The organism is Shewanella cyperi (genome assembly GCF_017354985.1).
Lineage (GTDB): Bacteria > Pseudomonadota > Gammaproteobacteria > Enterobacterales > Shewanellaceae > Shewanella > Shewanella cyperi.
In genome coordinates this window covers 4,088,090-4,100,000 of the sequence record NZ_CP071501.1, presented here as the reverse complement: position 1 = coordinate 4,100,000, position 11,911 = coordinate 4,088,090, and the positions used below count along the sequence as shown (strand labels likewise).

The window sequence follows — 11,911 nt, the reverse complement described above, 5'->3', positions numbered from 1 at the left end:
GAAACCCGGTGATCTAGCCATGGGCAGGTTGAAGGTTGAGTAACATCAACTGGAGGACCGAACCGACTAATGTTGAAAAATTAGCGGATGACTTGTGGCTGGGGGTGAAAGGCCAATCAAACCGGGAGATATCTGGTTCTCCTCGAAAGCTATTTAGGTAGCGCCTCGGACGAACACCTTTGGGGGTAGAGCACTGTTAAGGCTAGGGGGTCATCCCGACTTACCAACCCTTTGCAAACTCCGAATACCAAAGAGTGCTATCCGGGAGACAGACGGCGGGTGCTAACGTCCGTCGTCAAAAGGGAAACAACCCAGACCGTCAGCTAAGGTCCCAAAGTAATTGCTAAGTGGGAAACGATGTGGGAAGGCTTAGACAGCTAGGATGTTGGCTTAGAAGCAGCCATCATTTAAAGAAAGCGTAATAGCTCACTAGTCGAGTCGGCCTGCGCGGAAGATGTAACGGGGCTAAGCAATTCACCGAAGCTACGGGTGTGCACGATAACGTGTACGCGGTAGAGGAGCGTTCTGTAAGCCGTTGAAGGTGAAGGGGTAACCCACACTGGAGGTATCAGAAGTGCGAATGCTGACATGAGTAACGATAAAGGGGGTGAAAAACCCCCTCGCCGAAAGACCAAGGGTTCCTGTCCAACGTTAATCGGGGCAGGGTGAGTCGACCCCTAAGGCGAGGCCGAAAGGCGTAGTCGATGGGAAACGGGTTAATATTCCCGTACTTCTGCTAACTGCGATGGAGAGACGGAGAAGGCTAGGCCAGCACGGCGTTGGTTGTCCGTGTTTAAGGTGGTAGGTGGTGTGCTTAGGCAAATCCGGGCACACATACACCGAGAGCTGATGACGAGGTGCTACGGCACTGAAGTGGTTGATGCCAGGCTTCCAGGAAAATCTTCTAAGCTTCAGGTTAGCAGGAATCGTACCCCAAACCGACACAGGTGGTCGGGTAGAGAATACCAAGGCGCTTGAGAGAACTCGGCTGAAGGAACTAGGCAAAATGGTACCGTAACTTCGGGAGAAGGTACGCTGCTGTTGGTGGAGGGACTTGCTCCCCGAGCTGACGGCAGTCGCAGATACCAGGTGGCTGCAACTGTTTATCAAAAACACAGCACTGTGCAAACTCGCAAGAGGAAGTATACGGTGTGACGCCTGCCCGGTGCCGGAAGGTTAATTGATTGGGTTATCGCAAGAGAAGCTCATGATCGAAGCCCCGGTAAACGGCGGCCGTAACTATAACGGTCCTAAGGTAGCGAAATTCCTTGTCGGGTAAGTTCCGACCTGCACGAATGGCGTAATGATGGCCACGCTGTCTCCAGCCGAGACTCAGTGAAGTTGAAATTGCGGTGAAGATGCCGTATACCCGCGGCTAGACGGAAAGACCCCGTGAACCTTTACTATAGCTTGGCACTGAACATTGACCCTACATGTGTAGGATAGGTGGGAGACTTTGAAGCGGGAACGCCAGTTCTCGTGGAGTCGTCCTTGAAATACCACCCTTGTAGTGTTGATGTTCTAACCTGGGCCCCTAATCGGGGTTAGGGACAGTGCCTGGTGGGTAGTTTGACTGGGGCGGTCTCCTCCCAAAGAGTAACGGAGGAGCACGAAGGTTGGCTAAGTACGGTCGGACATCGTACGGTTAGTGTAATGGCATAAGCCAGCTTAACTGCGAGACAGACACGTCGAGCAGGTACGAAAGTAGGTCATAGTGATCCGGTGGTTCTGAATGGAAGGGCCATCGCTCAACGGATAAAAGGTACTCCGGGGATAACAGGCTGATACCGCCCAAGAGTTCATATCGACGGCGGTGTTTGGCACCTCGATGTCGGCTCATCACATCCTGGGGCTGAAGTCGGTCCCAAGGGTATGGCTGTTCGCCATTTAAAGTGGTACGCGAGCTGGGTTCAGAACGTCGTGAGACAGTTCGGTCCCTATCTGCCGTGGGCGTTGGATGATTGAGGGGAGTTGCTCCTAGTACGAGAGGACCGGAGTGAACGAACCGCTGGTGTTCGGGTTGTCATGCCAATGGCATTGCCCGGTAGCTACGTTCGGAATCGATAACCGCTGAAAGCATCTAAGCGGGAAGCGAGCCCCAAGATGAGTCATCCCTTGGACCTAGAGTCCACATAAGAGCCGTTCGAGACCAGGACGTTGATAGGTCAGGTGTGTAAGCGTTGTGAGGCGTTGAGCTAACTGATACTAATGACTCGAGAGGCTTAACCATACAACCCAGATGGGTTTTACTGAAAATGTTCCAGACATTTTCCAGTACTTCCTCCTTCCCTGGAGGTCGTACGTAAGAATATCCAAACTTGATTGAAGTCGAGACTCAAGGCTCGTAAGAGCAGCAGCTTTCCAGATTCAGGAATGAATTTATCAAATACATCCCTGTATTTGACCCTGACGGGCCGCGCTAAAGCGCGTTTAAAATTTGTTCCATACAATTTTATGTCTGGTGACAATAGCATTGTGGTCCCACCTGATCCCATTCCGAACTCAGAAGTGAAACGCAATCGCGCCGATGGTAGTGTGGGGTCTCCCCATGTGAGAGTAGGTCATCGCCAGACGCCTAATTTGGGCCTAGCCCAAAGGAGCGGTAGTTCAGTTGGTTAGAATACCGGCCTGTCACGCCGGGGGTCGCGGGTTCGAGTCCCGTCCGCTCCGCCAACATAAAGACGAAAGCCTCTGCAGCAATGCAGAGGCTTTTTTCGTTATAGTGTTTTGAATAATTCAACCCACAGCTAAGTGCTCATAAGCATATCGTAACGCGGTATTCGCCCGCTGGCATGAGTACAACCCAAGGAGCTTTGCTGTTATGCATTTCTGCCAGATCCTGCATAGCTGCTTGATATCTATCTCGAAACAGCAACCGTGTCACAGTTGATGCTACACTGGCCAGCGGTTATCAACAGAGGTTTTATCGTGAACAGTGAGATTCAAGTTCAGCTTGCTGCTTGGCTGTCCGAATTGGGAATGGATGCCGATATGTCAGCAACGGCGTCGGTGTTCGGCATGATGTTGCTGACGCTCTTGGTTGCCATATTGGCCTACGTTTTGGTGCGTCGAGGTGTAGTGCGCGCCATGAATTTGGTCATTAAGCGTTCCAAAGTCACCTGGGATGACGTCTTTATGCGACATCGGGTGTTGGAGAAGTTGTCCTTACTGGTGCCCGTGTTGGTGTTGGATACCGCGGCTCCGGTTATTTTTGCCGGTCAACCCTTGTTGCTCAGTCTGGCCGGCCGATTACTGGACGTGGCCATGGTGGTACTCTTAGTCCGTGGGGCCTATTCCGGTTTGGATGCGGTCAATGAAGTTGCCGATTTGCGCGATATCAGCCGTCGGCTGCCGATAAAAAGTGTGGTGCAGCTCATCAAGTTGTTCCTGTTTTTTATCGCATTGATAGTGGCCATTTCTGTCTTGGCGGATCAGTCACCGGTTTATTTCCTCAGTGGCTTGGGCGTGGCGACTGGTTTGGTGATGTTGGTGTTCAAGGACACCATTTTGGGCTTCGTTGCCGGTATCCAGTTGGCTGCCAATCGCATGGTCAGCAAGGGTGACTGGATCCAAATGGACAAATATGGCGCCGATGGCGCAGTTGAAGAGGTGTCGCTGACCACGGTTAAAGTGCGTAATTGGGACAACACCATCACCATGATCCCCGCTTATGCCCTGGTTTCCGACGCTTTTCGCAATTGGCGCGGTATGTCTGAATCAGGCGGTCGCAGGATCAAACGCGCATTGCATTTGGACATCAGCAGTATACGTTTCCTCACCGAGGCCGACAGGTTAAGGCTCGGACGGATCAATCATTTGAAAGAGTATTTGTCCGGTAAGGAGCAGGAACTCGCCGAGGCCAATGCCAGCGTGGCGGATGCGGATATGCCGGTGAATGGCAGGCGCCTGACCAATGTGGGGACCCTGCGGGCCTATCTGACCGAGTACCTGCGTCGCCATGAGAAAATTCATAAGGACATGACGTTAATGGTGCGCCAGTTGGCGCCGACCACCGAAGGGCTGCCACTGGAGCTTTATATTTTTACCAACGATACCCGCTGGGTTTATTACGAGGGTATTCAGGCGGATATCTTTGATCATATCCTGGCCATATTGCCTGAATTTGATTTACGGGCCTTCCAGAATCCGACTGGTAACGATATCCGCAGTCTGAAAGCGGTAAGTTAGACAAATCAGCTGGTTTGTTCGAAATCGGGGATCTGTTTTGGATGACGTCCGCGGATCCCGCGATAGAAATCGAGAATAGAATTCATATCTTTCTGTATGTCACCACTCGGTTCAAGTGGCCGGGCTATGACGATTTGCTTGCGGGAAAAGTCCAGTCCCACCGTCACTATGGGAACCTGTGCCTTACAGGCGATATGGTAGAATCCCGTTTTCCAACGGCTCACCGGACTGCGTGTGCCTTCCGGTGCCAGAGCCAACTTAAAATTCGGATTTTCAACAAACAAGTTAGTGACTGCATCTACCAGATTATTGTTTCTGCGTCTGTCCACCGGGCTGCCGCCGATGGCGCGGAAAAACCATCCCCAGGGGGGCAGAAACAATTGATGTTTTCCGAGGAAATGTATTCTTTGCCCCAAGGCGCCCCTGGCAATGACGCCAATGATAAAGTCCCAGTTACTGGTATGGGGGGCCACAGTGATGATGTACTTATCCAGCGTTGGCAATTCGCCGGCAATACGCCAGCCAAGCAATTGCATCAGGCCTTGGCAAAATTTCTGAAACATGGGTTCTCTCTTGGTTCACCGGGCATCTCGCCACCGATGGGTTATAGTACAGTGTAATCAGTTCGCTGGAGAATTGTTATGTTGTTAAAGGGCTTGGCTGCCTTTCTGCTGTTGGTTTGCTGTGCAGTTACGGCGGCACCCGCTGATGAGGTTATGGCCTTACTGCGACAACAGCAGGCAGCCTGGAACCAGGGAAGCATAGATGACTATATGGCGGGCTATTGGCACAGTGACAACTTGCGGGTGGTTTCCGGTGACCGATTTCGCTATGGCTGGGAGTCGATCCGCGAGGCTTATCGAAAACATTACCCGACCCGGGAGGCCATGGGGCAACTGACCTTCAGTCAGGTGGACATTAAAATCCTCGGCAATGATGCCGCCCTGGTCGTGGGACGTTGGTCACTGAAGCGGGACAAGGATAACCCATCCGGCGCGTTCAGTTTATTGTTGGAAAAGATAAATGAGCGTTGGGTGATTACCCACGATCACTCTTCAGATTGAAAGTCTCATTCTGGGCATTACGAATAAATTGCTGTCGTCCCAGCTGCCTGCCCTTACCATCAAATCTGAGTTCAATATAACGGCTGCGTCCTTGATTATCCTGCAATATCAGGGTGGTGGAGCGGGTGCCGTATTCGGGATGGCAGATATAGATGGAAGATAAGCGCCGTTCCCACTCCAATCCCACTCCGGTATCCGGCAGCAATTTATCGTCCGGAATCGAGTCATCCTTCATCATAGCCAGCAAGGCTTCAATGTCGGGTTCTTCCGGTCGATTGACCAGGGCTTCCAGAGCCAGTTCGCCCTTCGCCATTTTGGGCCAACGCTCATCAAGAGCACCATTGCTGATGGCGTGGCAGCCGGGCGTCAGTGGTTGCAGTTGCCGTTGCAGACTGTTGTAGCAATGCAGCTGTTCCCTGTCACCCCAAATCAGATTAAAGGGATTGTAGTTGTCGCTGTGGCTCTGCAGCCAGGTTTGGAAATGGCTCCCCTGTTGCAGCGCGGCCAAGGGTAAATCACCTCGGCTGAGGCGGTTGTCGCTGTGATTGGCCGGACTGCGGATATTGGTGAGGGCGGCGATTTGTCCCCTGTCATTGAGGCCCAACCAGGTTCCGCCTGCTTGCAGATCCTGTCCCGCCAGAATTTTCCCTTCCGGGGGCCAATAGTGCGCCGCTGCGGTTGCCCTGTGATGAAACTCGTCCCGGTTGGCACAGAGGATCAGCGGATAATCCGGGTGAACCCTGAAGGCAATAAAGAGAATGCACATAACAGACCCCAGCGGGCAAAGTGTCCAATCAGACTAGCCAATTCATGCCGAATTGAACAGATCTCAGTGGTGATGGCCGTGGCTATGATCGTGTTTATGCCCGTGTTTATGGGCGTGGGCTTTGGGCCCCTGACCATGCCACAGGCGGCGCAGAAACTTTCTTGGCCCCAGGCGCAGCAAGCTGGCGGCAAACAACAGGGCAAGCAAGAGCAGCGCTAATTCCTGACTCCAGACAGGCCAGTTAAAGGTCTCCTGGATTTGGATTTCCATCAGCGCCAGCGGCAGCAACAATGCGCCCAGCAGTACCGCTAAGGCCAGTCGCAATCCCCAGGTCATGGCTTTGAGTTGTTGCAGGTTAAGCCAGGGAGCTGCCAGCAGGATAAAGATAACCGCCATGTTAGACCAACCGCTGAATGCCAGGGATATGGCCAGAACGGCGGCGCCCAGATTACAAAAGCGCATTGGCAGTAACAACAAGGCCAAGATCAGCAGCTGGATAGCAGGATTTTCCAGAGGTATGGATGGGTGGCCTATCAGGTTGGCCAATACCAAACTGAGCAGCACCCAGGGAGCACTGCGATCCACTATATGGGCGAATCCGAAAGTCAGGGCTGAATGGGGAACATTGAGATGAGGGTCTACCGGCCGTTGTTTGCTCCAGGTCAGCAGCGCGCCAAGCAAGAGTAAGCCAAAGATTTGCCACAGGGCAAAGGTGGTTCCAAGCAGTAACAGACTGATGATCAAAGCCTCCGGCCCGGCCAGTCGTTGCAGCCACTGAACCTTGAGTCCGGCTGCTGAGGGGGTCACCCCCAGGGCGAAACGTATGCTGGCCAGGGCATAAGCCAGCAAGAGCACGGGAGCCAGCACCAGCAACCATTGCATTAATTGTTCACTGCCGTGATCCTGGTGTTGATGGGCTCCCGAGTCCATCAGCAGCAACAAAAACAACAGTGAGATACCTATCAGGCTGCCGATACCTGCTTGGTATTCAAAACGGCCGTTGCTGTCGGCGTCGTGATGGCCATGGGGCTGATGTATAACCACATGCAATATGGAGCCGGTGACAAAGGCCTGCAGATAGACGGTGTTGTCCAGGCTGAGCTGTTGCAACAGTTGCTCACCGGCCATAAAGCCCGCACCGGTCAGCAGCATCATGGCGCCGAGCACCAATATCGCCCAGCGACTGCCAACCTGGGGCTTCAGCAGCCACCAAATGGCCAACCCAACGGGTAAACGATGCAGAATAATCCCCAGAGCCAATAGGCTCGAGCCTGAATCATGCTGTGCCAGTACCATGGCGCCACCATCGGTAAGGGTGTGCAACAGCAGTCCGCCTATACCCAAGCTCAGGGTCAGGTTGTGGGTGATTTCCGAATAGCGCTGGAACAGCTTCTCGCTGGCGGTGGGCCCCCAGAGTCCAAGCAAGACAAACAGGATAGACAGCAAACCGCCATGTTCCAGCAGTTCGGGCAGAATATGGATCAGCACCAAACCGCCAAGGGAGACGAAGATAAAGCCATCAAGGCCCTTTTGCAGGCCGCTGCCGTTGGATAGGAAGCGGTAAAACAAGGGACCGAGCAGCAGGGCGATGCAACTGGCGATTAGATAGAGCATGGATCTCACGGCGATGCTGAAAAAACGCTGTAGTATACCAGTTGCCGGGCAAATGAGCAGCGCCACAGGTATATTTTAGGGCTTTGCCGGATCTGTTATCCGGATTGGGATTTTCAGCAATCTTCAACTAATTTTGCAACTATGTGTTTGTGAAAGCAGTTACAATAACGCTTCACGCCTGGTCACTTTTAAAGATGAGCCTATGGATATTTTGTCTGCAGCGGTAATGTTATTCCTGATTATGGACCCCTTGGGTAATTTGCCCATATTTGCGTCTATTTTGCGTCATATTGATCCGAAGAAACGTCGCAGGGTGTTGATCCGGGAGCTTATCTTCGCTCTGATGATCATGTTGCTGTTTCTCTTTGCCGGAGAGTGGATCCTCAACTTCCTGAGCCTGAGGTCAGAGTCGGTCAGCATTGCCGGCGGTATTATTCTGTTCCTGATTGCGATTCGGATGATTTTTCCCCAACCGGGCGGTGTCATTGGCCTGGCGGCGGGGGAAGAACCCTTTATCGTGCCCATGGCCATTCCCTTGATGGCGGGACCTTCCATTCTCGCCGCGCTGATATTGCTGGCGCACACGGACAGCAGTCGCATGATGGACTGGACCATAGCCTTGGTGTCTGCATGGGCCGTGAGTGCGTTTATTCTGATGTTCTACAAGGTGTTTACCCGAATTTTGGGCGAGAAAGGCCTGACCGCGGTAGAACGCCTGATGGGCATGGTGTTGGTGATGATATCTGTGCAGATGTTCCTGGATGGTATAGCAAATTACCTGAATAAATCCGTCAGTTAATTCAGGGATATTACGTCGACTGTGAACCAGGCCCGGCTTATTGCCGGGCTTTTGTTTGTGAGCCTGTTGCTGAATCCCGCCTGAACACCGGCCAAATAACAGATTGGCCCCATTGAGACACTGGTGTGACGCTGTTAAGGTGATGTTCCTGAGCTGTTGCAACCTTGGCCGTAAACTGGGGTCACACTTAAGGACTCTTTCGCATTCTGGTGAACGATAATAGATGCGAAGCGGTGAAAAAAGCGACGTAAGGCTGGGTTCGGTGGTCATTGGTTGAAGGAAGAAGTAGTTATGGCAAATCTCTCTATGCCGGCGGTTTCGGTCGCTTTGGCGCTTATGTTGACCTTGGGTACGGCCGAGGCCAGGGTTGAGCCTGTTTCCGGTACTCCGGCCGATGCCGGAATCGTCAACAAAGAACGGGTGCTTTACTGGTTAATTAAGCGGGGTGAATTGTCAGCCGATGCCAGTGCCCATCAGCAAGATGAGGCCGTTGCCGCATTTGTGGCCAGGGCTCAGGGCATACCCAAGGATATGCGCGCCCAACTTGCCAGGGAGCGCGCCAGCAAGATCAGCGCACAGCGCAACAAGGCGCAATTCAGTTCGGTCGCACCTCTCAATGCCTCAGCCATCACCAAAACGGTGAAAGTGCTTGGCGTTTTGGTGGACTTTCCCGATCTCCCCCATGATGCCAATCGCCTCGCTCCGGGTGATACGGACATGTATTACAGCAGTTATCCGGTCGGCCATTACCGTAATCTGCTGTTTTCAACCACAGGTTTTTCCGGTCCTTCCAATCAAAACCTGATCTCCACCAATCAATATTACAGCCAGGTTTCGGGCAGCAGTTTCTCTTTTACCGGCGATGTGCTCGATTGGGTCCGCGCCGATAACAATGCCGCCTACTATGGTGGCAATGATCCCGCCAATGATAATAGTGACAAGGCAGTGCCCGAGTTGGTACTCGAGGCCGTGACCAAGGCGGTTGCGGGTCTCAGTGCAGCCCAGCTGGCCAGCTATGATGTGGAAGATCCCTATGATTTGGATGGTGACGGCAATTTGGATGAAGCCGATGGTGTGATTGACCATGTGATGTTGTTCCACTCCAGCATAGGTGAGGAGGCCGGTGGCGGTGTCTTGGGTGATGATGCCATCTGGTCTCACCGTTTCTTCGTCAATTCCAGCGGTAATGACTTGGGACAGGCGATCCCCGGCACCAGTAAAAGGGTGTTTGGTTATACGGTGCAGCCCATAGATGCGGCTGCGGGTGTTTGTACCCATGAATTTGGCCATGATCTGGGGCTGCCGGATGAGTACGACACCAGCAATAGCGGCGACGGTTCACCCGTGGGGGCCTGGTCGCTGATGTCCGGCGGAAGCTGGACCGGGGTGCCTGCCGGTTCCAAACCATCGGGATTCAGCCCCTATGCCCGCTCCTTCCTGCAGCAGCAATATCTGGGCAACTGGGTTAATGAACAGGTTGTGACGCTCAGCAGCCTTAACTCTGCGGGCACGGATTACAATCTGGTGGAGGCGGTAAACTCGGTTGGCGTCAACCAACTCTCAATTCCTCTGCCCGCGGAAGATGTGCCCTTCAAGGCCCCCTACTCAGGTAGTTTTCAGTACTATTCCGGGCAGGGCAATATGCTCAATCATGCCATGTCCTTTAGTTTGACCTTGCCCTCGTCCGGCAGCATCACTCTGAAAATGAAGGCCAATTGGGATATAGAAACAGATTATGACTATATGCAGCTGTTGGTCGACGGTACAGCCATAGCTGGTAACCACACCAAGGCGAGCAATGGCGTAAATACCGCCAAGAATATCATCACAGGAAAATCGGCGAATGTTGTCGGTGCAGAGGGGGCCGATGCCTGGGTCGAGTTGACCTATGATCTCAGTGCCTATGCCGGTATGACCAAGCAAATCAGCTTTGTTTACAAGACCGACGACTTTGTTGGTGGGTATGGCATTGCCATAGATGATATTGCCATAGTCACCGGTAGCAGCACAGTGTACAGCGACGATGCTGAAACCGCAGGAAAGATGAATCTTTCGGGTGGTTTCAGTCGCATCGGCGACACCCGTCCCGGCAAGGACAGACGTTATATTATTCAGCTGCGCAGCCACAATGGCGTGGACCAGGCGCTGGGTGATGCCGGTTATAGATATGATGCCGGTGTGCTGATGTGGCTGGAAGACTTCAATCTGGACGATAACAATGTGTCGGATCACCCCGGTAAGGTGCTGATTGGGGTGATAGATGCGGATCAAAATCTGATAGGTAGCTTTGGTACCGAGGTACAGATACGCGATGCCGCCTTCAGTAAGTTTGATCAAACTGCTTATGCCGGAGACAGTAATCTGGCGGCCGTGACCCTGTTCGATGACAGTCTGGATTACAGCGCGCCGCTGAAACCCATGGCCGGTTTGATATTGCCTCACCTGGGATTGACCATGGAGGTGGTACAGCAGACAACCAACAGCAGTACCGCCACCATTCGTCTATCATTGAACGACGGTAACGTACCTGAGCCTACACCACTGACGGCGGATTTCACCAGTTCGGCATCTGGCGCAACGGTAAACTTCAGTGCCAATGTGAGCGGTGGCAGTGGTAACTACAGCTACGCCTGGGACTTCGGTGTCAGCGGGGCAACCAGCAATCTGAGGAATCCCAGCTACACCTATTCAACTTCCGGGACTTATACCGTGTCTCTGACCGTCAGCGACGGGAGTGGTAATAATGTTACCGTTACACATACTATAACTGTTGCAGTTCCAACCAACCTGTCCAATGGTGGCTCTTCCGGTGGTGGCAGCTTGGGATGGTTGAGTCTGGGCCTGCTGAGCCTGCTTGGTTGGCGCCGACGCCAATAAGGAAAACGCCCTTCGGGGCGTTTTTTTATGCTTGATTTCGGTCGCTGAGGGCAGTCACGGCCGCCGGCAGGAACATTTCACACACTGTCAGCTCATCATGGCCAAAACCGAAATAACGCCGCCGGCCCCAAAGTGGACCTGTTACCGTTTGGGACAATGACGCCGCCAGCTGGGCGAGACGGCTGCAGTTGTTGAAACTGGCCACTTCGATACGTCCGGGAATAAATCTGGGGTCGCTGAACAGCAGTTCCCCCAAGGGCTTGTCACCCAGTCCCATCAGCTCGGCCTGGCATTGATTCAGCAGGGATGTTGGTACCAGAGTGCGGGCAAATACCCAGGGGATCCCACCCAGACACAACAAGACTTCCCTGACCCAGGGAGCGGACATTTGCTCGTCGCCGGCTGCGATAAAACCTTCACCCAATACCCTGACTTCAAATCCGAGCCCCAAGGCTTTTAGACGGGCGGTGAGGCTGCCCGGTGCCAATATCCAGTCTGTCATGGATCCATCTGGCAAATATGTGACAGCATCTGGTGAAAACCACTGAATTGATTCACCATATGGAAAACTGAGACTGGTCACACTCATGGGTTGCTCGCTAC

The 11,911-nt window shown here is 53.1% G+C and carries 8 protein-coding genes, 1 tRNA gene and 2 rRNA genes (1 of these 11 only partly in view); 7 read left to right on the top strand and 4 right to left on the bottom strand.

What is annotated here, in order from left to right; genetic code table 11:
• From JYB84_RS18225 to JYB84_RS18210, 4 genes are all read left to right on the top strand, one after another.
• A 23S ribosomal RNA gene (locus JYB84_RS18225) occupies nt 1–2,230 on the top strand; it begins 663 nt to the left of the window's first position.
• A 227-nt stretch (nt 2,231–2,457) separates the two neighbouring features.
• Nucleotides 2,458–2,573: ribosomal RNA gene (rrf, locus tag JYB84_RS18220) — 5S ribosomal RNA — on the top strand.
• A 23-nt stretch (nt 2,574–2,596) separates the two neighbouring features.
• A tRNA-Asp gene (locus tag JYB84_RS18215) sits at nt 2,597–2,673 on the top strand.
• A 255-nt stretch (nt 2,674–2,928) separates the two neighbouring features.
• Nucleotides 2,929–4,188 (top strand): mechanosensitive ion channel family protein, encoded by a 1,260-nt coding sequence (locus JYB84_RS18210; protein ID WP_207321415.1) that lies wholly within the window; start codon nt 2,929–2,931, stop codon nt 4,186–4,188.
• A gap of 5 nt (nt 4,189–4,193) precedes the next feature.
• Here JYB84_RS18210 and JYB84_RS18205 read toward each other — a convergent pair whose 3' ends face one another.
• Complete coding sequence (locus JYB84_RS18205; RefSeq protein ID WP_207321414.1) at nt 4,194–4,751, bottom strand: lysophospholipid acyltransferase family protein; 558 nt, start codon at nt 4,749–4,751, stop codon at nt 4,194–4,196.
• A 78-nt stretch (nt 4,752–4,829) separates the two neighbouring features.
• Here JYB84_RS18205 and JYB84_RS18200 point away from each other — a divergent pair, with 78 nt between their 5' ends.
• Complete coding sequence (locus tag JYB84_RS18200) at nt 4,830–5,252, top strand: YybH family protein (RefSeq protein WP_207321413.1); 423 nt, start codon at nt 4,830–4,832, stop codon at nt 5,250–5,252.
• Here JYB84_RS18200 and JYB84_RS18195 read toward each other — a convergent pair.
• Both JYB84_RS18195 and JYB84_RS18190 read right to left on the bottom strand, forming a co-directional pair.
• A complete protein-coding gene (locus JYB84_RS18195; RefSeq protein WP_207321412.1) occupies nt 5,227–6,018 on the bottom strand; it encodes an NRDE family protein in 792 nt (263 codons plus the stop codon). The genes JYB84_RS18200 and JYB84_RS18195 overlap by 26 nt on opposite strands.
• 63 nt (nt 6,019–6,081) lie before the next feature.
• Nucleotides 6,082–7,632, bottom strand: a complete 1,551-nt coding sequence (locus JYB84_RS18190) for a metal transporter (RefSeq protein WP_207321411.1) — start codon at nt 7,630–7,632, stop codon at nt 6,082–6,084.
• 202 nt (nt 7,633–7,834) lie between these two features.
• On the opposite strand from JYB84_RS18190, the gene JYB84_RS18185 reads away from it, so the two are divergent.
• Both JYB84_RS18185 and JYB84_RS18180 read left to right on the top strand, forming a co-directional pair.
• On the top strand, nt 7,835–8,431 hold the full coding sequence (locus JYB84_RS18185; RefSeq protein ID WP_207321410.1) for a YhgN family NAAT transporter: 597 nt from the start codon (nt 7,835–7,837) through the stop codon (nt 8,429–8,431).
• Nucleotides 8,432–8,722: 291 nt separating this feature from the next.
• Nucleotides 8,723–11,308: an immune inhibitor A domain-containing protein gene (locus tag JYB84_RS18180; protein ID WP_207321409.1), complete on the top strand. Its 2,586-nt coding sequence runs from the start codon at nt 8,723–8,725 to the stop codon at nt 11,306–11,308.
• 25 nt (nt 11,309–11,333) lie between these two features.
• Here JYB84_RS18180 and JYB84_RS18175 read toward each other — a convergent pair whose 3' ends face one another.
• Nucleotides 11,334–11,897: a chorismate--pyruvate lyase family protein gene (locus JYB84_RS18175; protein ID WP_207321408.1), complete on the bottom strand. Its 564-nt coding sequence runs from the start codon at nt 11,895–11,897 to the stop codon at nt 11,334–11,336.
• Between the last annotated feature and the right edge of the window lie 14 nt (nt 11,898–11,911).

What these genes read in the sequence shown, in the direction of transcription:
- JYB84_RS18205 (WP_207321414.1), bottom strand. Translation starts at nt 4,751, where the DNA reads ATGTTTCAGAAATTTTGCCAAGGCCTGATGCAATTGCTTGGCTGGCGT.
- JYB84_RS18200 (WP_207321413.1), top strand. Translation starts at nt 4,830, where the DNA reads ATGTTGTTAAAGGGCTTGGCTGCCTTTCTGCTGTTGGTTTGCTGTGCA.
- JYB84_RS18195 (WP_207321412.1), bottom strand. Translation starts at nt 6,018, where the DNA reads ATGTGCATTCTCTTTATTGCCTTCAGGGTTCACCCGGATTATCCGCTG.
- JYB84_RS18190 (WP_207321411.1), bottom strand. Translation starts at nt 7,632, where the DNA reads ATGCTCTATCTAATCGCCAGTTGCATCGCCCTGCTGCTCGGTCCCTTG.
- JYB84_RS18185 (WP_207321410.1), top strand. Translation starts at nt 7,835, where the DNA reads ATGGATATTTTGTCTGCAGCGGTAATGTTATTCCTGATTATGGACCCC.
- JYB84_RS18180 (WP_207321409.1), top strand. Translation starts at nt 8,723, where the DNA reads ATGGCAAATCTCTCTATGCCGGCGGTTTCGGTCGCTTTGGCGCTTATG.
- JYB84_RS18175 (WP_207321408.1), bottom strand. Translation starts at nt 11,897, where the DNA reads ATGAGTGTGACCAGTCTCAGTTTTCCATATGGTGAATCAATTCAGTGG.